This window comes from Bailinhaonella thermotolerans, from assembly GCF_003594875.1.
Taxonomy (GTDB): domain Bacteria; phylum Actinomycetota; class Actinomycetes; order Streptosporangiales; family Streptosporangiaceae; genus Bailinhaonella; species Bailinhaonella thermotolerans.
In genome coordinates this window covers 96,570-118,334 of record NZ_QZEY01000019.1, presented here as the reverse complement: position 1 = coordinate 118,334, position 21,765 = coordinate 96,570, and the positions used below count along the sequence as shown (strand labels likewise).

19 protein-coding genes are annotated in these 21,765 nt (G+C 71.4%); 12 read left to right on the top strand and 7 right to left on the bottom strand.

Annotated elements, in window-relative coordinates:
* Positions 1 to 56 precede the first annotated feature (56 nt).
* Together D5H75_RS33385 and D5H75_RS33380 are read left to right on the top strand one after the other, a co-directional pair.
* Entirely contained in the window at positions 57 to 1,805 is a 1,749-nt protein-coding gene (locus D5H75_RS33385; protein ID WP_119930573.1) for a sulfatase, read from the top strand.
* Positions 1,802 to 3,118: an MFS transporter gene (locus D5H75_RS33380; protein ID WP_119930572.1), complete on the top strand. Its 1,317-nt coding sequence runs from the start codon at positions 1,802 to 1,804 to the stop codon at positions 3,116 to 3,118. The genes D5H75_RS33385 and D5H75_RS33380 overlap by 4 nt, the downstream gene beginning before the upstream one ends.
* Before the next feature lie 87 nt (positions 3,119 to 3,205).
* Here D5H75_RS33380 and D5H75_RS33375 read toward each other — a convergent pair whose 3' ends face one another.
* From D5H75_RS33375 to D5H75_RS33360, 4 genes are all read right to left on the bottom strand, one after another.
* Complete coding sequence (locus tag D5H75_RS33375) at positions 3,206 to 3,868, bottom strand: alpha/beta hydrolase (RefSeq protein ID WP_202638750.1); 663 nt, start codon at positions 3,866 to 3,868, stop codon at positions 3,206 to 3,208.
* Positions 3,865 to 4,434 (bottom strand): PadR family transcriptional regulator, encoded by a 570-nt coding sequence (locus D5H75_RS33370; protein WP_119930570.1) that lies wholly within the window; start codon positions 4,432 to 4,434, stop codon positions 3,865 to 3,867. The genes D5H75_RS33375 and D5H75_RS33370 overlap by 4 nt, the downstream gene beginning before the upstream one ends.
* A 103-nt stretch (positions 4,435 to 4,537) precedes the next feature.
* On the bottom strand, positions 4,538 to 5,308 hold the full coding sequence (locus D5H75_RS33365) for a HisA/HisF-related TIM barrel protein (RefSeq protein WP_119930569.1): 771 nt from the start codon (positions 5,306 to 5,308) through the stop codon (positions 4,538 to 4,540).
* A 50-nt stretch (positions 5,309 to 5,358) separates the two neighbouring features.
* On the bottom strand, positions 5,359 to 6,654 hold the full coding sequence (locus D5H75_RS33360; protein ID WP_206781975.1) for an FAD-dependent oxidoreductase: 1,296 nt from the start codon (positions 6,652 to 6,654) through the stop codon (positions 5,359 to 5,361).
* Between the two features lie 247 nt (positions 6,655 to 6,901).
* Between D5H75_RS33360 and D5H75_RS33355 the strand changes: the two genes are divergently transcribed.
* The 10 genes from D5H75_RS33355 (at position 6,902) to D5H75_RS33310 (ending at position 18,255) form a co-directional block, all read left to right on the top strand.
* Positions 6,902 to 7,558: a hypothetical protein gene (locus D5H75_RS33355; RefSeq protein WP_202638748.1), complete on the top strand. Its 657-nt coding sequence runs from the start codon at positions 6,902 to 6,904 to the stop codon at positions 7,556 to 7,558.
* Positions 7,559 to 7,731: 173 nt separating this feature from the next.
* On the top strand, positions 7,732 to 9,426 hold the full coding sequence (locus D5H75_RS33350; protein WP_119930566.1) for a thiamine pyrophosphate-binding protein: 1,695 nt from the start codon (positions 7,732 to 7,734) through the stop codon (positions 9,424 to 9,426).
* Entirely contained in the window at positions 9,419 to 10,465 is a 1,047-nt protein-coding gene (locus tag D5H75_RS33345) for a 3-oxoacyl-[acyl-carrier-protein] synthase III C-terminal domain-containing protein (protein WP_119930565.1), read from the top strand. Before D5H75_RS33350 ends, D5H75_RS33345 begins: the two co-directional genes overlap by 8 nt.
* 19 nt (positions 10,466 to 10,484) lie before the next feature.
* Positions 10,485 to 10,673 (top strand): polysaccharide lyase family 8 super-sandwich domain-containing protein, encoded by a 189-nt coding sequence (locus D5H75_RS44700; RefSeq protein ID WP_202638747.1) that lies wholly within the window; start codon positions 10,485 to 10,487, stop codon positions 10,671 to 10,673.
* A gap of 695 nt (positions 10,674 to 11,368) precedes the next feature.
* Positions 11,369 to 12,151, top strand: coding sequence for a HisA/HisF-related TIM barrel protein (locus tag D5H75_RS33335; RefSeq protein ID WP_202638746.1), 783 nt, complete (start codon positions 11,369 to 11,371; stop codon positions 12,149 to 12,151).
* A 22-nt stretch (positions 12,152 to 12,173) separates the two neighbouring features.
* Positions 12,174 to 12,428 (top strand): hypothetical protein, encoded by a 255-nt coding sequence (locus D5H75_RS33330; protein WP_202638745.1) that lies wholly within the window; start codon positions 12,174 to 12,176, stop codon positions 12,426 to 12,428.
* Between the two features lie 427 nt (positions 12,429 to 12,855).
* On the top strand, positions 12,856 to 13,599 hold the full coding sequence (locus tag D5H75_RS33325) for an AfsR/SARP family transcriptional regulator (RefSeq protein ID WP_147425366.1): 744 nt from the start codon (positions 12,856 to 12,858) through the stop codon (positions 13,597 to 13,599).
* A 136-nt stretch (positions 13,600 to 13,735) separates the two neighbouring features.
* The gene (locus D5H75_RS33320) at positions 13,736 to 14,452 is read left to right on the top strand and encodes a hypothetical protein (RefSeq protein WP_119930563.1); all 717 of its coding nucleotides are present in this window, start codon (positions 13,736 to 13,738) and stop codon (positions 14,450 to 14,452) included.
* The gene (locus D5H75_RS33315) at positions 14,449 to 15,123 is read left to right on the top strand and encodes a hypothetical protein (protein ID WP_119930562.1); all 675 of its coding nucleotides are present in this window, start codon (positions 14,449 to 14,451) and stop codon (positions 15,121 to 15,123) included. Before D5H75_RS33320 ends, D5H75_RS33315 begins: the two co-directional genes overlap by 4 nt.
* Positions 15,124 to 15,171: 48 nt before the next feature.
* A complete protein-coding gene (locus D5H75_RS33310; protein WP_119930561.1) occupies positions 15,172 to 18,255 on the top strand; it encodes an amino acid adenylation domain-containing protein in 3,084 nt (1,027 codons plus the stop codon).
* An 18-nt stretch (positions 18,256 to 18,273) separates the two neighbouring features.
* Here D5H75_RS33310 and D5H75_RS33305 read toward each other — a convergent pair whose 3' ends face one another.
* The 3 genes from D5H75_RS33305 to D5H75_RS33295 all read right to left on the bottom strand — a co-directional run bounded on the left by D5H75_RS33305 (position 18,274) and on the right by D5H75_RS33295 (position 21,697).
* Positions 18,274 to 18,744 carry a response regulator transcription factor gene (locus D5H75_RS33305; RefSeq protein ID WP_242454663.1) on the bottom strand — a complete coding sequence of 157 codons (471 nt, stop codon included), beginning with the start codon at positions 18,742 to 18,744 and terminating at the stop codon, positions 18,274 to 18,276.
* A gap of 62 nt (positions 18,745 to 18,806) precedes the next feature.
* Positions 18,807 to 20,816 carry a S9 family peptidase gene (locus tag D5H75_RS33300; protein WP_119930560.1) on the bottom strand — a complete coding sequence of 670 codons (2,010 nt, stop codon included), beginning with the start codon at positions 20,814 to 20,816 and terminating at the stop codon, positions 18,807 to 18,809.
* Between the two features lie 101 nt (positions 20,817 to 20,917).
* On the bottom strand, positions 20,918 to 21,697 hold the full coding sequence (locus tag D5H75_RS33295) for a HisA/HisF-related TIM barrel protein (RefSeq protein WP_147425365.1): 780 nt from the start codon (positions 21,695 to 21,697) through the stop codon (positions 20,918 to 20,920).
* Between the last annotated feature and the right edge of the window lie 68 nt (positions 21,698 to 21,765).

Sequence of the window (21,765 nt, the reverse complement as noted above, 5' to 3'; positions counted from 1 at the left end):
AAGAACATATGAAGTATCTCATATCACGCCGAACAAAGCTCTGCTGGAGGATCGCGATGAAAGCGATCATGGTCATGTTCGACAGTCTCAACCGGCACATGCTGCCGCCGTACGGAGGCGACTGGATCCACGCGCCCAACTTCGCCCGTCTCGCGGCGCGGGCCGTGACCTTCGACAACGCCTACGCGGGGTCGATGCCCTGCATGCCGGCGCGCCGCGAGCTCCACACCGGCCGCTACAACTTCCTGCATCGCAGCTGGGGGCCGCTCGAGCCGTTCGACGACTCCATGCCGGAGCTGCTCAAGCGGAACGGCGTGCACACCCACCTGGCCAGCGACCATCCGCACTACTGGGAGGACGGGGGCGCGACCTACCACGGCCGTTACAGCACCTGGGAGTTCATCCGCGGGCAGGAGGGCGATCCGTGGAAGGGCCAGGTCGCCGACCCGGAGATGCCCGAGAACCTCAAGCGGGTGCGGATGCCCTCCTACCGGCAGGACTGGGCCAACCGGCAGCACATGCCGACGGAGGACCTGCACTCCCAGACCCGCACGTTCGACGCCGGCCTGGAATTCATCCGGACCAACCACGCCCAGGACAACTGGTTCGTCCAGATCGAGACGTTCGACCCGCACGAGCCGTTCTTCAGCCACAAGCGCTACAAGGACCTCTACCCCCACGACTACGACGGCCCGCACTTCGACTGGCCCGACTACAAGCGCGTCGTCGAGACCGACGAGCAGGTACGGCACGCGCGCTACGAGTACGCCGCGCTGCTGTCGATGTGCGACCACTCCCTAGGCCGGGTCCTGGACGCCATGGACGAGCACGGCCTGTGGGAGGACACGCTGCTGATCGTCAACACCGACCACGGCCTGCTGCTCGGCGAGAAGGGCTGGTGGGGGAAGAGCGTGCAGCCCTGGTACAACGAACTGGTCCACCTGCCGCTGTTCGTGTGGGATCCGCGCGACGGACGGGCCGGCGACCGCGATGACGCGCTGGTGCAGACGATCGACCTGGCCCCGACATTGCTGGAGTACTTCGGCGTGGCCATCCCCGCCGACATGCAGGGGCTTCCGCTGAACGGTGACCGGCGCAGGGAGGCGGCCCTCTTCGGCATCCACGGCGGGCACGTCAACGTCACCGACGGCCGCCACGTCTACATGCGCGCCCCCGCGACCGCCGCCAACGCGCCGTTGCTGGAGCACACGCTGATGCCCACCCACATGAAGAACCGCTTCTCGCCCGCCGAACTGGCCGACCTGGAACTGGCCGAACCGTTCTCCTTCACCAAGGGCGTGCGGACGCTCCTGATCAAGGGCCGCACCCTCCTCAACCCCTTCCACCACGGCACGCTGCTGTTCGACCTGAAAGCCGATCCCGAACAGCTCGACCCGATCGCCGACGACGACGTCGAACTGCGCATGGCCGCGCTGCTGGTGGAGCTGATGAGGGACAACGAGGCTCCGCCGAGCCAGTTCGAACGGCTCGGCCTGCCGTCCACGGGGAAGGTCACCGAGGAGCACCTCCTCGTCCGAGCCCAGCGCGAGCAGGCCCGGAGGGCCGCGGAGCCGCTGCCCGACCTGAGCGACTTCCCGCTGCTGCGAACGCCGATCAAGGCCCTGGTCGCCGACCCACGCGCGGCTGAGGTGCTCCGCGCCCACCTGCCCGGCCTGCTCGACTCCGAGATGCTGCAGCTCGTCGCTGGCACTCCACTGATCGACCTCGCGGCCATGGCGGGCGCGCTGGTTCCGACCGCGGCGCTGCGCGCGATCGCGGCCGAGCTCGCCGAGCTGCCCGCATGACCGCGGGCCCGGTCCCCGGCCGGTGGCGGAAGCTGGCGCTGCTCGGCGGCGGCATGGTGGTCGACAACACCGAGGCCGGCATGGTCACCGGCCTGTTCCCGGTGATCAGGCAGTCACTCGGCCTGTCGCTGGACGCCCTGGGCATCCTCACCGCCGCCAGCAAGATCGTCGGTGTGTTCACCGCACCCGCCTGGGTGTGGGCGGCCAACCGGTGGTCGCGCAAGGGGGTGCTCGCCTTCGCCACGGGCCTGTGGGGAATCTGGGGCATCGCCGCCGGATTCTCCCAGGACTTCGTTCAGCTGCTGATCTTCTACACCATCCTCGCCGCCGGCAACGCCGCCGCCGCGCCGATCATCACCGAGATCATCGGCGACCTGTTCGCCGACAACACCCGCGGCAAGGCGGTCGGCCTGCTCTACGGCGGGATCGCGCTGTTCACCTCGGTGATCGGGCCGCTCAAGGGGCAGCTGGCCGGGGTCGACGACGGCTGGCGCTGGGGCATGTGGGGCATCGGCGCCTTCAACATGCTGCTCGGCGCGGCCATCTGGATCTGGTTCGACGACCCGGGCGTCGGCGCCTCGGAACGGCAGCTCGCCGACATCGATCGGGCCACCAGGGCCAAGCACTCCCAGCTCACCTGGGCCAAGACGGTCGCGCTGCTGCGCATCCCCACCTTCCTGATCCTGCTGGGCTCCCGCCTGCTCTCCGGGCACCTGCTCGTCCTCGCCTTCGGCGTGGTCTTCCTGGTCGATGTGTACGGCTTCAGCACCGAGGTCGCCTCGATCGTGCTGCTACCCGCCGGCATCGGTGTCTTCGTCGGGAACCTGCTCAGCGGGCCGCTCAGCGCATGGGCGCAACGGCACAGCCCCCGCAACGGCCTGGTCGCCGTGCTGCAGGCGGCGCAGTTCGCCTTCGCCGGCGCCGCGCTCGTGGGCACGCAGTTCGACTGGGGCTCGATCTGGTTGTTCGGCGCCTTCTTCGGGCTGATGGCGCTCGTGCAGGGCCTCAATCCGGGGATCAACCGGCCGATGGTCATGGCGGTGACCCCCCCCGGAGATGCGCGGCGCGGCCTTCGTCCTCTACGTCTCGATCTTCGAGGCGATCGCGTGGGCGGTCTACAGCCTGGGCGCCGGATTCCTGAGCGCGGCGCTTGGCCTCAAGACCGTGTTCCTCCTCGCGCTGGTCGTCCTGATGGTGGTCAACGGCCTGTTCCTGACCCTCCTCTATCGGACGTACGCCAGGGACGCCGCGCGGATGCAGAGCGAGCTCGACGCCAGGCGGGAGCGGGCCCTGCACGACGCATGATCCGCTGACCGCCTCGTCCGGACCCGATTCCCCGCCGGGGATGGCGGAGACCGGGCGGGCCGCGCGGCGGCCTTCGGCGGAGGCCCGAGCGGCGGCTACTCGCCGGGGCCGAGCAGGAAGGCCGCCATCCGGTCCAGAGTCTGCTCGTAGTACGGACTGACGTTGAAGAATCCGTGTTCGGCGCCTTCGAACTCGACCAGCCGCGCCCCGGTAGCCGTACAAAGATCCCGTACCGCGGAGATCGGCGCGAGGCGGTCGGCCGTCCCGTGGAAGATCAGGGTTGGAGGCAGACCGGACTGGGCGTGGTGGGCGGGCGACAGCGCGGCGGCCTGCCGCGGGGTGAGCCCGACCAGGGCGAGCAGCCCGGCGTCGAAGCCGCAGCACAGATCGACGACGGGGTTGAACAGGACGAGCCGTGACGGCGCCGGACCCACGGGGTCGATCAGCGTGGCGGCCAGCGCGAGCTGGCCGCCCGCCGAACCCCCGCCGACGGCCACCTCGCCGAGCCCGTGGGAGGCGGCGATCCCCTGGAACTCGCTGATCGCCGCACGAGCGTCCGCCAGGCAGTCGGCCGGTGAATCGGCCCCTCCGCCGACCAGGCGGTAAACGCCGCTCGCGGCCAGGATCCCCCGCTGGGCCATGGCCCGGCACTGGGGGAAGAACTGCTCGGGCGAGCCCTGCACCCAGCCGCCGCCGTGGAAGAGGAGTATCGCGGCCCGCGCCGGCCGGTCCCCGGGGGCGATCACGTGGATGGTCACGGGGTGACCCCTTCGTCGTCGAGTCGGGCCAGGGTCTGTTCGAGCCATTCGATCCAGGAGTCGATCAGGTCCATCCCGCGCTGGTGCACGAGGTCCCACAGCAGCCGAGCGCGGTCCGGATCGACCTCGGGGAGCGGCTCGTCGAAGGTGAGGGCCCGGTCACGGCCCCGGTTGAGGCGCACCTGCTCCTTGCGCGCCTCCAACTCGGTGACCAGCAGGTCGCGCAGGACCGCGGGGTCGAGCATGCCGGCGAAGACGAAGCGGGCCGTGAACTCCGGATCCCGCAACCGCGGGGACGGCACGTAAGGCGAGCGCGCCCACCGCAGCACCTCCTCCCGCCCTTCGCCGGTCAGCCTGTAGACCTTGGCGTGAGGGCGGCCGTCTCGCTCGTCGAGCTCATGGGTGGCCCAGCCCTGCTCCTCCAGCCGGGCCAGCAGCCGGTAGATCTGGCTCTGGTCGGATTCAGGCCGGAGGTACCTGCCTTCCTGCCTCATCCACTTGTGCAGGTCATAGCCGGTCCACGGGCGCATCGCCAGCAGGGCGAGGAGGATGTGGTCGAACTTCATCACGATCCGTGCGAGCGATTCTTCTCCTATAGGACTCGTCCATTATTGCAGATGGCACCTTAGGTTGAGTGGCCCGTACGGGTCCCGGTGCCGGCCTCCCCGGTTAGCCGAGACCCCGGTCGCGGAGGTAGGCGTGGGCCTGGGCGATGGACATCGCGCCGGTGTGGGTGGCCTTGTTGACCACCGCGAACCGGACGTTGGGCTGCTTCAGGCCCTCGCACAGATGCTCCGGTCTCGCACCGCCGCCTGAGGCGATCAGCGGGAGGTCCACGACACCGGCGATGGCGCGGTAGAGGGGCAGGTCGTAACCCGCGCCGGCCTCCTCGCCGTCGAGACTGTTGGGCAGGAGCGTGCCGGCGCCCAGCCCGGCGAGGACCCCGGCCCAGGAGACGGCGTCCAGGCCACTGCTTCGCGCCCCTCCGTGAGTGACCACGTCCCACCGCCCCGGACCGGCCCGGCGCACGTCCAGTGTCCCGAGGATCCGCTCGGAGCCGTGCCGCGCGGCCAGCTCGCGGACGAAGGGCGGATCCTCCACGGCCGTCGTGCCGAAGCCGATGGCCTCGGCACCGGCCGCGAGGATCGCCTCCGCCGCGGCGGCGGAAGGGGCGCGCCCGTCGGCGAACGTGACCCAGAGCCGCGGGGCGGCCGCGGCCAGGCGCGGGAGGATGCGCAAGAGCCGCCCGTGCTCGTCTCCGTCGTAGGCGATGTCGAGGATGACGGCCGCCGCGCCCTGACGGCGGTACGTCTCGGTGATTTCGACCGGGTCGCGGGGATCGCTCAGCCCCGGGATGCCCGACGGCTCGATCGTCCTCCCCCCGCGCACTTCCAGGCAGGGCACGATCGGCGCCCGCCCCGTCCGGGCCTCCTGATCCATGGCTCCTCCACCGCCGGGCGCGCCCGGCGCGCGCTCATCCGCCGGGACGTTCACGCGGTCAACCCAGTCAGGCGGGGTGAGTCCGCGGGCACGAGGTCCGCGGCGGCGCGGATCCCCGAGCGGACGGCGTTCTCCTGGCTGTCCACTCCCTGTGTGTAGGCACCCGCGAGGTGCACGTTCCCGGCCCCCTGGAAGCGCGTCAGGCGGTCCCGGGCCAGCATCGCGGCGGGCGTGGGACGCATCTGCCGGAAGGACGACTGCGCGAGCACCCCCCGCATGGGGAGGGGGCCGGCCGGCAGCCGCGTGGTGAAGACGCGCAGGCCGTGGGCGGGGCCGCACCACCTCGTGCTGACCGCCGCGTCCTCCGTCACGAGCACGTTGTCCGTCGACCACTGCTCCCGCCTGGGCGGCATCCAGGAGGCGTCGGTGTGGGCTCCGACGACGATCGGGGCGTACGTGAACGCGCTCAGGGCCTCGCGGAGCGACTCGGTCCCGGCAAGCTGGGCCAGCAGTTCCCGCGTGATGTCGGGAGGAGTGGCGAACACCAGGTGGTCCACCCGGTGCCGGCCACCCGCGCGGTCATCCAGTTCGAAGCCCTCGCCCGCTCTGCGGAGCCGCTCCGGTCCCGCGTTCGTGCGGACGTCGGTGGTCTTCGCGCCCGCCGCCAGCGCCCAGGCCAGTGACTCGGCGCCGCCGCGCAGGTTCTGCCATCGGACGGCCTCGCCGGGGGGCGGCTCCGCGGGCTCCAAGTAGAACTCCAGCACCGCACGGGCCGACATCTCACGCATCTGGTCCAGGGAGCAGGAGAACAACGCCGCGGGCCAGGCGTAGAGGACATCCCGCTTGATCGTCTCTGGGACGGGCAGCGGCTCGACCAGTGACGCGTACGGCTCGCCCCAGCTCAAGCCCTCCTCCCGCCACTTCGCGCCCCGCTCGAGCATCGCGCCGACGGCCTCCCACGCGGGCCCGAGCACCTGGCGGCCGGGGGCGTCGGCGTCACGGCTGTGCGGCGTGACCAGCAGGGGGTCCGATGTCCCCGCGCGGCGGAGAGTCAGGGACATGGGGACTTCGGCGACGTGGTCCCCGACCAGGCCGAGGAGCTCCAGCAGCCGCGTGTGGGCGGGGAAGAGGCCCCGGGAGAAGCTGTGCACCCCCAGATCGACGTTCAGCTCACCGGCGGGCAGCCGTACCGAGACCGAGCGGAGGTTCCCGCCGACGCGCTCCCGCTCCTCCAGGACGAGCACCTCGTGGTGCCCGTCGAGCAGCCAGGCCGTCACCAGGCCGCTGATGCCGGCTCCAATGATTCCCACGCGCACGTCGTCCTCCTCGCCGCCGCTGCGGATCACGCCGGGTTCCGATGGCGATGGCGGTACTGTCCCCCCGTCTCTGACGCGCCGCTGACGGTGGCCTGACATCCGCCTTGCGCACGCCTCCGGCGTCCCGGCGGAGAGGGATGTACCAGGATTTTCGTACCAGTTTCCGCAGATAGTCGGCGGGCACGCCGGAACGCGAGACCAGGGGTCGTTCGCACCGCCCTCCAGCGCGGCGGGCCGGGGCGCGGGACCGCGCACACACGCTCCCGGAGGAGGGACCATGACCAACTCGGAGATCGCTGTCGGCAGCGCGCCGGACATCGTGAAGGCCTTGGTCGAACTGCGGGAGAAGCGACCCATCTCCAATGCCTTCCTGGACACGTGCGAGTCCGGGACGCTGACGCTCGACCACGTACGGCGGCTGCTGCAACTGGAGATGGACGCGGTCACGGCGGAGATCACGTCCTACACCCTCGGCGGGTTCCGCCATCGGCACCCGGTGTTCATCGCACTGAACAAGATGGCCCACAGCGCCCGATCCCGGCTGCCCGGGATGGGCGCCACCGTGGGACTGGACGCGGGACAGCTCTCGCGCATGCCCTCGACCCCCGACTGGTTCTCCTACCCGGCCTTCCTGTGCTGGTCGGCGCTCCACTTCAGCCAGGCCGAGTTCGCCATCGCGATCTACGCGGACATCGACAGGTACTACACGGGTGCCAACGAGATCTCCCGCGCCCTGCGCCAGAACGATCTCGACGTCCCCGCGGAGATCACCGGCTACTACTCCGAGGCGGCGCCCCCGGGGCTGTGCGAGAGCGTGCTGGCCTTCGCCCAGCAGGGGATCGACCGCGGTGACGACCCGGTCCGCGCGTTCAAGGTCGGCCGTCTCATGGAGGAGAGCGTGGGCCGGTACTGGAGCGCCGCGGTCCTCGGATAGGCGGGCGCTCGGGTGACCCCGGCCTGGGGCGTACGCGATCTCGGCCTCGCGCCGGACGGGATCGCCGAGCCCCGGATTCGTCGCCGCTCGCCCGCCGCACGGGAATATGGCCGACGTGGATCAGGCGGCCGTCATAGCTTGGCATCGAAGGCCCACCTGGCCGGGGGTGAGGGATGACCGGGACGAGAACGGCGGCGCACTTCCTGCTGGACCGGCTCGTCGCGGCCGGTGTGAGCCGGATATTCGGCGTGCCCGGCGGCCCGATGCTGACACTGCTCAACGTTCTTGACCGGCGCGCCGACCTCGACTTCGTGCTGGCGAAGCACGAAGAGGGCGCGGTGTTCATGGCCGAGGGGCACGCGCAGGCCACCGGCGAACTGGGTGTGGCGTGCGTCACGGCGGGGCCAGGGACGACGCACGCGCTGACCGCGGCCGCATCCGCCACGAGCGACTGGGCCCCGGTGCTCGTCCTCGGCGGCCAGGTCCCGACCGGCCGGTTCGGGCAGGGCGGGCTCCAGGACGCGAGCGGCGGGAACTGGAGCATCGACGCCGTCCAGATCTTCGGGTCGGCGTGCCGGCTCGCGGCGCTCATCACCTCGCCCGATCAGCTTCCGGCGCTCCTGCCCCGGGCCATCCGGACCGCGACCGCCGGGCTGCCCGGCGCGGTCTACCTCGGACTGCCCGCCGACGTGCTGGACGGGCCCGAGCCGGACGGGCCGGGACGTCTCGTCCCGGCTCCCGCTCCGCGGGCTGCGGCACGGTCCGAGATCCGCGCGCTGGCAGAAGCGATCGAACAGGCGCGGCGGCCGATCATCTTCGCCGGGCAGGGCGCCAAGATCGCTCGGGCAGGCCCCGAGATCCTCGCGCTCGCCGAGCTCCGCGCGATCCCGGTGACCACGACGATCAAGGCCAAGGGCGTCTTCCCGGAAGACCACCCGCTGTCGCTCGGCGTGTTCGGCAACTACGGCGGCACCCCGGAGACCCACGAGGCGGTCCTGGCCGCCGAGGTGGACCTCATCCTCGTCCTCGGCAGCAGCCTGGGCGAGGTCTCGACGGCCGGGTGGGATCCGGGGCTGACGGAGGACCGGGTGGTCGCCCAGATCGACGCCGACCCCCTGCAACTGGGCCGCACCTATCCCGTCGACCACCCGATCGCCGCCGACGTGCGCTCCGCGCTCAGGGATCTGCTCGACGCGCTGCCCGCGCGGGCTCCCACCACCGCCGGCCGCCCGGCCGTACGCCCGGCTGGACGCGCGGCGCGAAACGGCGATCCGGACGGGGACGCCTCCGCCCTGCTCGGGTCCACTGTGGCCGCGCGCCTGGACGCGCTGCTCCCCGGGGACGCGCTGCTGTTCCTCGACGCGGGAAACGCGCTGTGCTGGGCCGGCGAGCACTACCGCTGCGGCCCGCGCGCGGAGGTCTACTGCTCCATGAACGTCGGGTGCATGGGGTACTCGATCCCCGCCTCCATCGGCGCCAAGCTGGCCAGGCCCGACCGTCCGGTGGTGGCACTGGCCGGCGACGCCGCGTTCGCGATGGGCGGGATGGAGATCCACACCGCCGCCGAGCGCGGGGTACCCGTCATCTGGATCGTGCTGAACAACCAGGGCAACGCCATGGTCGCCAACATCCAGGAGATGCTCTTCGGGAACACACCCGGATCGATGTACAGCCGGGCCCTGGACGCGGCCGCCATCGCGCGAGGACTCGGGGCCCGGGCCGTCACCGTCTCCACCGCGGCGGAGTTCGACGACGCGCTCACGACGGCGCTGGAACGGCGGGAGCCCTGGCTGATAGACGCACGCGTCGACGGGAGCGAGGTCCCGTGGGCCCTGCGCCGGCGATCGGAGGTGCTGAAGGATGGGTGAGCCGGGCAGGCTCGTGACCCCCGCTGTCCTGGGCTGCGGCCACGCGGTCCCGGACCAGGAGAAGGACACCGATGACCCGATGTACCGCCAGGTCGATCCGGAGGGCCCGGCGGGCGGCGAGCAGGAGATGATCACCGGGGCCGGTAGGCGGCGCGTCCTCGCCGATCACGAGTCGATCGAGTCGTTCATGCTCGACGCCTGCCGTACGGCCATGGCCGCGGCGAAGGTGACCCCGAACCGGATCGACCGGCTCTACGGCTACGTCTCCGTGTCCGACTACATGGCGCCGAACGGCCTCTACCTGCTGCACTCGGCGCTCGGGCTGCGCCCGGAGGCCGTGGTCGTCCCCATCAACAGCGAGTACAGCAACTTCCCGCTCGGCGTGTTCCTGGCGGCGGAGGCGGTCAGGGCCGGGACCTGCGGGCACGCCCTGGTGGTCACCGGCTCGAACTGGAGCCGCCACGTCGACTACACCCGGCCCCACGCCGTCGCGATCGGGGACGGCGCGGGCGCGGCGGTCGTCGGGCCCGGGGCGGGCCTGGCCGTCGTCGACTACGCCTGCCACACCGACGCGCGGTACTTCGAGTCCATGACGCTGACGATCCGGGACCGCACCGCGCCGGGCTGGTCCGGGCTGCCCCGTGACCCCTCAGGCGTGCCGATCCCCACCTACGCCATGGACCCCGAGACCGGTCCCGAGGTCCTGGGCGGCGTCCTGAAGGACGGGCTGCCCGCACTCGTCACCGGCCTGCTCGGCCACCACGGCCTGGACGGGGAAAGCATCGCGCTCATCACCCACCAGGGGTCGCGGCTCCTCCTGGACCACTGGAACGACCGGATCCGGCCCGCGCAGTACCTGGAGACGTTTGACGAGTACGGCAACATGGTCACCGCCAGCTACCCGGTCACCCTGGCCCGCTACTTCGACGCGATCACCGCGCCCTACGTCGTCATCGCCGCCGCGGGGGCGGGCCTCCACCTCGCCGCCCTGCTGCTCAAGAACACCGGCCGGGGCGGGGGTGCCCGCCGTCCGGGGTGATCGCCCGCCCGCCGGGAGCATGTGCGCGGCCCGGACCAGCTACTACGAGTACGGCAACGGCGAGAACCCGCGCGGCTGGCACGCCAACGACGGCATGACCTACTGGTGGGGCTCGACGTTCGGCAATGGCCAGTACTCCGACGGGTGCTGGCCCACCGCCGACCCTTACCGGCTTCCCGTTGTCACGGTCTCGCAAGATCCTCGCTGACGGGCAGGGCGGCGAGCTCGGGAAGCCACGCCCGGCCACGACCTGGGCAGGCGGCGCCACCGACGGACGGCACAGCGTCCTCGGCCAGCATCTCGCCGGCTAGGCCAGCATGCACCGGGGCCCGCAAAGTCCTGGTTCTGCCTGGACGACGCGGTCGTCTGCCTCGGCGCGGACATCCCTGCTCCGATGGGACCACGGTCGAGACCGCCGTGGATCTCCGTAACCTCAGCGCCACCGGAACGCCCGCGTTCACCGTGGACGGTACCGCCATGCCGGACGGCCTGGGCTGGTCCGCGACCTCGACGGGGCCCGCTCGGCGCATATCAAGGGCTTCGGCGGCTACGTCTTCCCCTGCGGGGGCGCGCGTCCGGGCGCTGCGCGAGCCAGGCGCCGGTTCCTGGCGCGACATCAACCGCCGCGGTCACCGCAAGGACCGTCACGGTCACCGGGACGGGAACCGCTCTGAGGGTGCGCGTCGCCCTGGCCTGGGCGCCGGACCACCTACCGCGCCAAGGTCAGGCTCGCCTGGCGAACGCACGCCATCCCGCTCCTCCGTCCCGCCCCGCCCCGCCCAGCCAGACGATGAGGGCGATGCCCCGTCGGGGTGGAGGAAAGTCAGCGCGCCGTCATCACCGCGTCAGCGGGCCTGGGGAGTAAGAGGGGACATGGTACGGCGAGGCAGCGTGGAGGGCCGAATGACCAGCGGGAACAGCGGGCTGTCGCCCGTCATTCCGACGATAGACGTCGCCGGGGGCCGGACCACCGAACCGTCCGGGATCAGCGGGCTCGACGATCCGTCCGACCCGGTCGAGGTCGCCGCCCGGTACCGGGAACAGGGCGCCGAGGGCATCTTCCTGGACATCCTCGACCCCTGGGAGGACGCCGCCACGTTCCTGCCCATCGTTCGCCGGGCGGCCGAACTCGGTGCTCCCTTGTGGGTCACCGTGCACAACGGGGTGGCGAGGTCGGTGGACGATCTGGCGCTGCTGCTGGACCTCGGGGCCGCCGCGGTGGGCATCAGCACCACGTCGGTCGAACGCCCGTCGGTGCTACACGACACGAGCCGCCGCTTCGGGGCGGGCCGGGTCGTCGGCGTGATGAACGTGCGGCGGGCCGGGGACCGGTGGAACGTGGTGGTCGAAGGCGGCGAGACCGAGACCCCCCTGGACGCGTGCACGTGGGCGGCGATGCTCGCCGACCTGGGAGCCGGCTGCATCCTGCCCAACAGCCTGGACCAGGAGGGCACGGGGCGGGGTTACGACCTGGACCTGGTCCGCGCGATGACCGGGGCGGTCTCGGTCCCGGTCGTCGCGTCCGGCGGCTGCGGAACCCTGGACCACCTCGTCGAAGGGCTCGCGGCGGGGGCGACGTACGTGCTCACGAACAAGATGCTCCACAACGGCAGCCATTCCGTGGCCGAGGCGACCCGCCATCTGCGCGAGGCCCTCGCCGGCGTGGACGACCGAGACGTCCTGTGACACCCGACGAAAGGAGGACACGATGACCGACCCCAAGAAGGACAAGGACACGTTCAAGACCACAGAGGCCACCGACAAGGCCGAGGCCAAGGACAAGGCCAAGGAGACCTTCGAGGCGACCGAGGCCAAGGACAAGGACGCCTTCAAGACGACCGAGGCCAAGGACACCTTCGAGACGACCGGTACCACCGACAAGGCCGAGGCCGAGGCCAAGGACAAGGGCAAGGGCAAGGCCAAGGACACCTTCGAGGCGACCGAGGCCAAGGACAAGGGCTAGGCGGTGACCACAGTCGAAGAGTGAGGTGGTGCCGCGGAGCGAGACTCCGCGGGCCCGCGTTGGCGGGGGAGGCCGGAGGCGTGGTCGCCGGCCTCCCCCGCTCACGTGCCACTGCTCCGTAGCCGGGTCCGGCGAGAATCGGACGGAAAGATATCCGACCTCTATTTGCAGGGATTATGCGTTTCCGTCTGTCGGCGGGAAATTAGCTTGCCTGCCGCCGCCGAACCCGCCTCGAACTCGAAGTGCGCAAGCGTCGCAGGAGAGGCTGGTTCCCCAAGGTGCCCGGGAGGCGGCAGGCAGGAGCTCCAAAAGGATATTTGACTAGAGAAGATGACGATCTGTTTGAAATGCCTTACAATTCGCTCTACGTCAATACGGTAAGATTTACGGTGAGGGTGATCTATTGATAAAAGAGGAGGCTGAGTTCGTGTTCCGCATCCTGGGACCGCTCGAGGTCCGGGTGTGCGGAGATGATTTTTCGCCGGTATCCGGACGGATGAAGCGGAGCCTGCTGGCGGCCTTGCTGATCAGGCGTGGCCGCATCGTCTCGACAGAGGACCTGGTGACCGAGCTGTGGCACGACAGCCCGCCCGCACGGGTCGAGAATGCCCTGCATGCCCAGGTCTCGCGGCTGCGCCGGATCTTCTGCGCCGACGGGCGGGTGCGCCTGCACACTCGATATCCGGGATACCGGCTGGACGTCCCGAGGGGGGCGGTCGACGTCGATCGATTCCGTGAACTCCGGGATCGCGCCGAGCGGCTCAAGGCCGGCGATCCGAAGACGGCCGCAGACTGCTACCGCGAATCCCTCAAGATCTGGCGTGGCCCAGCACTGCAGGACGTCCCTCCCGGGCCCATCCGCGACGGCGAGTCCTCCCGTCTGACCCGCGAGCGTACCCTGACCTTGACGCGCCTGGTCGAGATCGATCTCAACCTGAGCCGGCACCAGGAGATCATTCCCGAACTTGAGGAGCTCGTCCACGAACACCCTCTCGAGGAACGCCTCTACGCACAGCTCATGGTCGCGCTTGACCGGGCGGGACGCACGGCCGACGCGCTCGAGGTCTACCAGTCGGCGCGCCTCCGCCTCGCCGTGGAGGCGGGGCTATCCCCCTCGCCCGCCCTGGAACGGTGCATGCGATCGATCCTGAGGCGCATGCAGGCCGATTGACGGCGGGTCGCACCGGTGCGCGGTCCGGGCAGAACACCTAGGCCATTGATACCAGGTTCCGCCAGGGCGGCAAGGGTAGAAGCCGATCAAGAAAAACAGGATCCGGACACCCGGGGAGCAGGCGCGGAGACCAGCGATGGCTGAACACGGTCCCACGATCACAGCGGGCTCCACGGCGAGGCAGGTCGCCGAGGCACTCGACGCTCTGCGCGCAAGGCGTCCTCTCGGCAATCCATTCGCCGATCACCTCAAGGCGGGCCGCGTGACCCGGGACGATCTGCGGCGGGTGCTGCGCCTGGAGGCGTGGGCGGCGCAGGCCGAGCTCACGGCCTATCCGCTGGCGCGGCTCCGGCACCCGGATGACGTCTTCCTCGACCTGGGCGACATGGCAATGGGGGCGCGCACACGCCAGGCCGCGATGGCGCGGGCGGTCGGACTGTCCGAGGAACAGCTCCTGCAGGCACCGTGGAGCACCGCGGCCTTCGCCTACCCCTCGATGATGTGTTGGGTCGCCCTGCACCACAACCGGGCCGAGATCGGCATGACGATCTACGCGGACCTGAACCGATACCAGCTGGGCAGTCTGGAGGTAGCCGAGCGGCTAAGGGCGGCCGAGCCCGGTGTACCGCAGGAATTCGTCGAGTACTTCGAGGCGGGGATACCCACAGAGCTGTGCGGGCGGGCGCTGGCCTTCGCGCAGAAGGGACTCGACGCGGGTGACGATCCGGGCCGGGCTCTCAACACCGGCCGGATCATGGAGGAGTGCGTCGAGCAGTACTGGCGTGCCGCCGTCCCGGATCCGTCCAACTGGGCGACGGACACCAACGGCGATGAGAGAAGGGCGGGACGATGACGAAGGCCGGTGACGTGCGGCACGGGCGTGCCAGGGCCATGGTCGAGGAACTGGCCGGGCTTGACGCCGAATCGCCGATCGGGAACGAACTGCTTTCTCTGGCACGCGAGGGCAGGCTCGAATTGGAGCACCTGCGCCGGCTCGTGGCGGTCGAGCTCCAGTGCCATGTGGCCGAGCTGTCGAGCTACGGCCTGATCATGTCGCGCTTCCCGCACAGCCCGACCGCGGGCTTCTACATCGAGGTCGCGCGTCTCGTCTACGACGCGCACCCCAAGCTGCGCGAGTGCGGGGCGGCTCTCGGGATACCCGAGGAGCGCTTCTACCGGTGGCCCCAGGGGCCCGCGACACAGGCCTTCGCCGGCTACATCTCCTGGCTGGCGCTCCACGGCACTCAGGCGGACAACGCCCTCTGCCTGCACACCGACCTGTCGACCTACTTCCCCGACTGCCGCGTGCTGGTCGAGCACCTGCGCGGGTCCGATCTCAAGGTCCCGGAGGAGTTCCTCGACTACTACGGAGGCGGTGAGTCCGAGGAGATGCTGCGCAGCGCTCTCGGCGTGGTCGATCACGGGGTCGGCCACGGGGACGATCCGGCGGTCGCGGTGGCGCGCGCACGCCTCCTGCACGAGCACATCGGCCTGTTCTGGCGAGCCGCCGCCGGGACCGACTGAGTCGCGCCCCCGGCGTTCATCCCCATCCGGCGGCAGAGGCGGTGACCCATGGACCCGGACATCCCCGAGCACCTGAGGAAGTGGAACGACACCGCGAGGCCCTACCCCCGGGACGCGTTGCTGCCTGAGCTGTTCGAAGCCCAGGTCCGGCGGACCCCGGAGGCCCCCGCGGTGTCCGGCGGCGGGGCGACGCTGACCTACCGCGAGCTGTCCGGTCGCGCGGACGCCTTCGCCCGCGTCCTGCGGCGGGACTTCGACCTGCGCGAAGGGGCGCCCGTAGGGCTGCTCCTGGAGCGTTCCCCCGAAGTCATGATCGGTATCTGGGCGGTGCTCAAGGCGGGCGGCTCGTACGTGCCCCTCGACCCCGATCTGCCGGACGGCCGGCTCCAGGAGATGGCCGACCGCGTGGAGGTGCGCTGCCTCATCACCCGGGACCGATGGCGTGATCGTGTGGCGGGACGAGAGGTCCTGACCGTGGAGGACGAGCCCCCGCCCGGGCCCGCGGTGGACACGCCGCTCGCCCGCGCCACCGACAAGGCCTACGTCATCTTCACCTCGGGATCGACGGGGACGCCGAAGGCCGTGGCGGTGCCGCACCGCGGCCCGGTCCGCCTCATCATCAACGCCGACTACATCGACATCCGTCCCGGCGACGTGTTCCTGGCGACCACCAGCCCGTCCTTCGACGTCTCCTGCTTCGAGATCTTCGGCGCGCACCTGCGCGGAGCCCATCTCGTGCTCCCACCGCCCGAGGCGCTGCTGGCCCCCGCGGAGCTCGCCCGGGAGATCGACCGGAGCGGTGCGACGATCATGTGGCTCACCACCGGCCTGTTCCACCAGATGGGGTTCGATCGGCCCGGCATGTTCCGGAGGCTGCGATACCTCATCGCGGGCGGGGACACCATCAACCCTGAGTGCATGCGCGCCGTCCTCGCCGCCGAGCCCCCTGAACACCTCATGAGCGGCTACGGGCCGAGCGAGAACTCCACCTTCTCCACCACCCACCGCCTGACCGAGCTGCCCCAGGACGCGCGCACCGTGCCCATCGGCAGGCCCATCGCCAACTCCACGTGCTACGTCCTGCGCGAGGACCGCACCCCGTGCGACCCCGGGGAGGAGGGCGAACTCTACGTCGGCGGCGACGGCGTCGCCCTGGGCTACCTCGGCGACGACGAGCGCACGGCGGAGCGGTTCATGCCGGACCCGTTCGCCGGGGCGGCCGGTGCGCGCATGTACAAGACCGGTGATCTGGGACTGTGGCGGCCGGACGGGGTCCTTGAGTTCCTGGGGCGGGAGGACCGCCAGGTCCAGATCCGCGGTTACCGGGTGGAGCCGGCGGAGGTGGAGGCCGCGGCCGTCGCCCACCCCGACGTGGACGACGCCAAAGTGGCCGTGGACGAGGGGGAGGACGGCGACAGGTCCCTCGTGCTCATGGCCGCCCCTGAGGGGCAGGTCGCGAAGGAGGACCGCCGCCCGTTCGCCTGGCGCCTGCGCCGCTTCCTCCAGGACCGCCTCCCGGGGTTCATGATCCCGTCCCGGTTCGCGATCCTCGAACGGCTGCCCCTCGGCCGTACCGGGAAGGTCGACACCCGGGCGGTCACCGCCGACGCCCTGGAGGACGGGGGGCAGGACGCCGAACCTCCCCGCGACGGAACCGAGCGGGTGGTGGCCCGCCTCTGGACCGGCCTGCTGGGCTTGGACCGGATCGGCCGTGACGATGACTTCTTCGAACTGGGCGGGCAGTCACTTCAGGTCATGCGGGTGGTCGCCGGCCTGCGCGCCGCGTTCGGCGACCTGGAGGGCGTGCCGGACAGGACGCTCGTCCGCATGCTGCTCGACCGGCCCGTCCTGTCGGACTTCGCGGCCCTGGTCGACGAGGCGCGCCAGGGGCGCTCGGGGGGCGACGACGAACCGGTGGACTTCCGGAAGGAGGCCGAGCTCGCCCCGGACCTGCGGTTCGGCGCGCCCTCCGCCGAACTCCCGGAGCGTCCGCGGACCGTCCTGCTCACCGGCGCGACCGGCTTCCTCGGCGCCTTCCTGGTCCGCCGCTTCCTGGACGCCGCGGACGTCCGGCTGATCTGCCCCGTCAGGGCGCGCGACGCGGACGCCGCCCTGGAGCGGATCGCGGAGGCGCTGCGCCGCTACGACCTGCCGGCGGGCGGCCTCGGGGAGCGGGTCACCGCCGTGGCGGCCGACCTGCGCGAGCCGGCGCTGGGGCTCGGCGAGGAACGGTTCGCGGAACTGACCTCCCGTGCGGACGCCGTCTTGCACAACGGCGCCCATGTCAACTTCCTGTACCCCTATCGCAGGCTCGCCCCGGTCAACGTCGGCAGCGTGCGCGAACTGATCCGTCTGGCCGCCCTGGGGGACCCCATGCCCGTCCACTACGTCTCGTCCGTGGACGTGCTGGCCGGGCTGGGCACGACCGGGGTGCGGCGCGCGAGGGAGGACGACCCGCTGGGCGACCCGGCGATCCTGGCACAGGGATACGCGGAGACCAAGTGGGTGGCCGAGAGCCTGCTCCGGCAGGCGGCGGCCCGCGGGCTGCCGGTCAGCGTCTACCGGCCCGCCGAGATCACCGGTACCCGCGACCGCGGGGTGCAGAACACCGCGACGATGATGACCGCCCTGTTCAAGACGATCGCCGAGACGGGCCTGGCGCCCGCCGTGCCGATGACCCTGGACCTCGTGCCCGTGGACTGCGCCGCCGAGGCCCTGGCGCATCTGGTCCTCCGCGAGCCTCCGCGCGGCCACGCCTACCACCTCTCCAACCCCGCTCCCGCGCCGCTCTCACTGCTCCTGGCGCGGCTGCGGGCGCTCGGTTACGCGGTGCGCGAGCTGCCGTACGACGAGTGGACGCGCGCGATGGCGGAGGCGGCCCGACGGAATCCGGACCTGCCGCTGGCCGGGTATCTCCCCATGTTCACCGAACGGCCGGAGCACACGCAGATCTCGGTGTTCGAGGCGCACCTGCCGGGGAACATGCCAATCCTCGACCGGGACAACATCGCCCGGGCACTCGGCGCGGCCGGGCCTGCCTGCCCGCCCGTCGACGCGGCCCTGCTCGACCTGTACCTGGAGTACCTCATCGAATCCGGATTCCTCGCCCCCGCGCGCGAGCCCCGGTCCTGACCCGGGCGGGACCGCCCCTCATCCGTTCAGCAGGTTCTCCCGCACCGCGACCAGGGCGGCCTCGGTACGGCTGCGGACGCCGAGCTTGGCGAACACGGCGTGCAGGTGGTTGCGCACGGTCTTCTCCGAGATCCGCAGCAGCCTGGCTATCTTCCGGTTGGTCAGGCCGGCGGCGACGAGCTCCAGCACGCGCCGCTCCCGACCGGTCAGCCCATACCTCGCCGCCGGGTGACCGGCGTCCTCCCGGCGGCCGCCCGGGAGCGGGTCGGGCGAGCACTCCGCCCTGATCTCCTCGCAGGCGGCGTTCAGCAGGGCGAGCAGCCGTTGCTGGACCCGGAGGCTGTCGCCCACCACCCTGATGGCGTCGTGCGCCTGGGTCAGCACCTCGGCGTGACGGCCACAGCAGATCGCGGGACGGGTTTCCCGGCCGGGCGGCGCGGCGGCCTCGGGAAGGGCCGGCGACGAGGCCGCCAGCCCTTCCATGATCATGGCCGCCGGTTCGCTCGGTCCGTCTCTCCCGGGCGCCGGCGTGCGGGGGCGCCCGTTCGCCTTCACAACAGTCTCGGGCGGTTCCATCGGTTTCCCCTGACGTGATGCTCCAGGAAGGCGTGGACCACCTCATGCCAGAGCCGGGCCAGCGCCGGGGTCAGCACGCTGTGGTCCTCCTGCGGGAAATAGAGCAGCTTGGCGTCGACGTCGTTGCGCATGAGGTCCCACCACAGGTGCAGGCTCTGGCTGATCGGCACGCGGTAGTCCTCGTCGCCGTGGACGACCAGCATGGGGGTGCGCAGACGATCCGCCCGCCGGTGCGGCGAGTGCGCACACACGTTCCGCCGGTCGGCCGGGGACCGGTTCACATCGCCCCACTGCCGCGACCACGCCCACGGCTCATCGGTCGTCGCGAGGAAGGACTCCAGGTGCCAGACGCTCGCCCCGCTGACGATGGCCCTGAACCGGCGGGTGCGGGTGGCGATCACGTTCGCGAGGTAGCCGCCGAAGGAGTTGCCGATCACCGCGCACCGGTCCCCGTCGATGTCCGGGCGGCGGCACGCCGCGTCGGCCAGCGCCATGACGTCGTCGTACGGCGCCTCGCCCCATGACGCCCAGCCCCGCTGTATGAAGGCGGGGCCGTAACCGGTCGAGAGCGCGGGGTCGGGGAGCAACACGGCGTATCCCTCGGCCGCCAGCAGCCAGGGATTGGCCACCCAGGACCACTCGTTCCAGGAGGCCAACGGGCCGCCGTGGAGCCAGACCACCAGGGGGGCGGCGGATGGCGCGCCTCCCGGGAGGACGAGCCAGGCCCGCAGCCGGGCCTCGTCCCGGCCGGCCGCCTCGATCTCGGTCAGAGTGCCCGGCAACCGGGGCGTCGTGCCGGGTACCCGGAGGAACTCCGGTTCCTGATCCACCTCGGCCAGGTCCAGCCGGACGGGCGCCGGCGGACTGTCGAGGGCCGAGTGGAGAGCGTACAGCCCGCCCCGGCCCGGCCGGAGCGTGCCGCCGGCTCCCGAGTCCATGATCCGGGTGATCTCCCCCGTGGCGACGCGGACCCGGAAGACCGGCGCGCGGCCGCGCTCGTCGGCCACGAAGTACACCGACTCGGCGTCGGGGGAGAACACCGGGTTCCGGGGCCACAGGGGGAAGCCGGGTGTCAGATCCTGGGTCTTCCCCGTCTCCAGGTCAATGAGCCAGAGCCGCACCTCGGGGAGGGTGTGCCGGGTCTCCACCGTGCGGCGGACACAGACGACCATCCCGCCGTCGTCACTGATCGCGGGCGAGTGGAAGTCCGAGCCGGCCTCGTCCGCGATGGTCTCGGCCTCGCCCGTCCGGTCATCGGCGACCATCAGCGCCCACCGCTGCGCGCCGCGGGGCTCGTCCACGCGCGTCGGGACGACGAGCCGGCCGCCTCCGGGCGCCGGCACGACGTCCTCTCCCACGTGCCCGTCAACCCGGGGCAGCAGATCGCGCTGATCGGGAATCCAGGTGCCCTCTCGCGTCATCCGGCCGGCGGCCATGATCCGCAGTCTCGCCGGGCTGAATTCCCGCCCCCAGACGCGGACCGGGAACCGGTCGTACAGCAGCGCGCCGACCAGCCCGGCCCGCTTGCGCTCGGCCCGCAGGCGCTCCTCGTCCTCGTAGCCGGACGCACCCGGCATCAGCCGTACCGCGACCCGGACGTCCCCCGAGCGCTCGGCGGCGTAGACCCGGCTGATCCCCGTCGGCCACGCCATGACCTGCCGGGGCGGCGAACCGTCGGCGGGCAGCAGCCACAGCGCGTACGGCCCGGCCGTGGTGACCGAGTCGTGTTCCAGTTCGTATCGGGTGCCCAGGCAGACCAGCGAGCCGTCGGGCAGGAACGCGGGCGAGTGGGCAAGGAACCGCGGCGGCGTGAGGCGGCGCCACGTCCGCGACTCGGGCACGTGCTCCCATAGCGCCGGGAGGTAGGCGTCACGCTCCGGGCTCAGGGAGGCCACGCATGCCACCAGGCGGTCCGACTCCCGTGAGACGACGAAGTCGGACACCCGGGGGACGGCCACGAAATCCCACGCGTCATCGAAGGTCACGACGGCTCCAGCAGACGGTGTCGGTCAGGGCGGGGGCGGATCCAGGAGCAGGCCGGTCCGCCTCCCGGGCGCCACCGTTCATGTCGTGACCCTCCCCCGGTTCAGCGGCCCGCGGGAAAGTCGGCGATGGTGTGTCCGGCGCGGACGTGGCGCGTGACCTCCCCAAGGGAGCAGGCGCCCTCGTGGAGCATCCTGTTGACGAGGACGTTCGCCGCGCCCCTGGCGAGGGCGGCTTCCAGGTGCCGTGGCGTGCCGCACCCGCCCGAGGCCGCCACCCGCGCGTCCACCGCCTCCGTCATCGCCTGGATCAGCTCCAGGTCGAAGCCCCGGCCGGTACCCTCCCGGTCGAGGCTGTGGGGCAGGATCAGCCCGGCACCGAGGTCGGCCAGCATGGCCGCCCACACGCGGGCGTCCACCGGCGTGCCGCCCCCCCTCGTGGCGACGTTCCATCCCCCCTGGCCGGCGCGCCGGACCTTCATCACCCCGAGAACCCGGTCTCGGCCGAAGCGTCCGCTCGTGTGATGGAGCATGGAGGGCCGCTCGGCCGAGGCCGTGAAGACTCCCACGGCCTCGGCCCCGAGATCGAGCAGCTCGGCCAGGTCCCCGGCCGATCCGGGCACGCCGTTGTCGACGGTGACCCACAACGGGACGCCGAGGTTGGCCATCCGGCGTAGGAGAGGCAGGAAGGAATCCCGGTCCTCCCACGGGTCGAGAATGCGCATCAAGACCCGCTCCGCGCCCTGCCCGCGGTGGTGCAGGGCGACCTCGACGGGGTCCGACGGGTCGGAGAGGCCGCCGATCCCGGCGGGCTTCGTGGTCCGGCCGCGCGCCACATCGATCGCGGGGATGACGGGCGATCCCGACACGTCTCTCCTGGCCATCGTCGTCCTCCGCACTTGGTCGAGGGCGGGTGTCCAATGACGATTCCCTCCCGTCCTGACACGGCGAT

Bases quoted from the DNA above. Each gene is read 5' to 3' on its own strand.
- D5H75_RS33385 (WP_119930573.1), top strand. From the start codon at position 57: ATGAAAGCGATCATGGTCATGTTCGACAGTCTCAACCGGCACATGCTG.
- D5H75_RS33380 (WP_119930572.1), top strand. From the start codon at position 1,802: ATGACCGCGGGCCCGGTCCCCGGCCGGTGGCGGAAGCTGGCGCTGCTC.
- D5H75_RS33370 (WP_119930570.1), bottom strand. From the start codon at position 4,434: ATGAAGTTCGACCACATCCTCCTCGCCCTGCTGGCGATGCGCCCGTGG.
- D5H75_RS33365 (WP_119930569.1), bottom strand. From the start codon at position 5,308: ATGGATCAGGAGGCCCGGACGGGGCGGGCGCCGATCGTGCCCTGCCTG.
- D5H75_RS33355 (WP_202638748.1), top strand. From the start codon at position 6,902: ATGACCAACTCGGAGATCGCTGTCGGCAGCGCGCCGGACATCGTGAAG.
- D5H75_RS33350 (WP_119930566.1), top strand. From the start codon at position 7,732: ATGACCGGGACGAGAACGGCGGCGCACTTCCTGCTGGACCGGCTCGTC.
- D5H75_RS33345 (WP_119930565.1), top strand. From the start codon at position 9,419: ATGGGTGAGCCGGGCAGGCTCGTGACCCCCGCTGTCCTGGGCTGCGGC.
- D5H75_RS44700 (WP_202638747.1), top strand. From the start codon at position 10,485: ATGTGCGCGGCCCGGACCAGCTACTACGAGTACGGCAACGGCGAGAAC.
- D5H75_RS33335 (WP_202638746.1), top strand. From the start codon at position 11,369: ATGACCAGCGGGAACAGCGGGCTGTCGCCCGTCATTCCGACGATAGAC.
- D5H75_RS33330 (WP_202638745.1), top strand. From the start codon at position 12,174: ATGACCGACCCCAAGAAGGACAAGGACACGTTCAAGACCACAGAGGCC.
- D5H75_RS33320 (WP_119930563.1), top strand. From the start codon at position 13,736: ATGGCTGAACACGGTCCCACGATCACAGCGGGCTCCACGGCGAGGCAG.
- D5H75_RS33315 (WP_119930562.1), top strand. From the start codon at position 14,449: ATGACGAAGGCCGGTGACGTGCGGCACGGGCGTGCCAGGGCCATGGTC.
- D5H75_RS33310 (WP_119930561.1), top strand. From the start codon at position 15,172: ATGGACCCGGACATCCCCGAGCACCTGAGGAAGTGGAACGACACCGCG.
- D5H75_RS33305 (WP_242454663.1), bottom strand. From the start codon at position 18,744: ATGATCATGGAAGGGCTGGCGGCCTCGTCGCCGGCCCTTCCCGAGGCC.
- D5H75_RS33295 (WP_147425365.1), bottom strand. From the start codon at position 21,697: ATGGCCAGGAGAGACGTGTCGGGATCGCCCGTCATCCCCGCGATCGAT.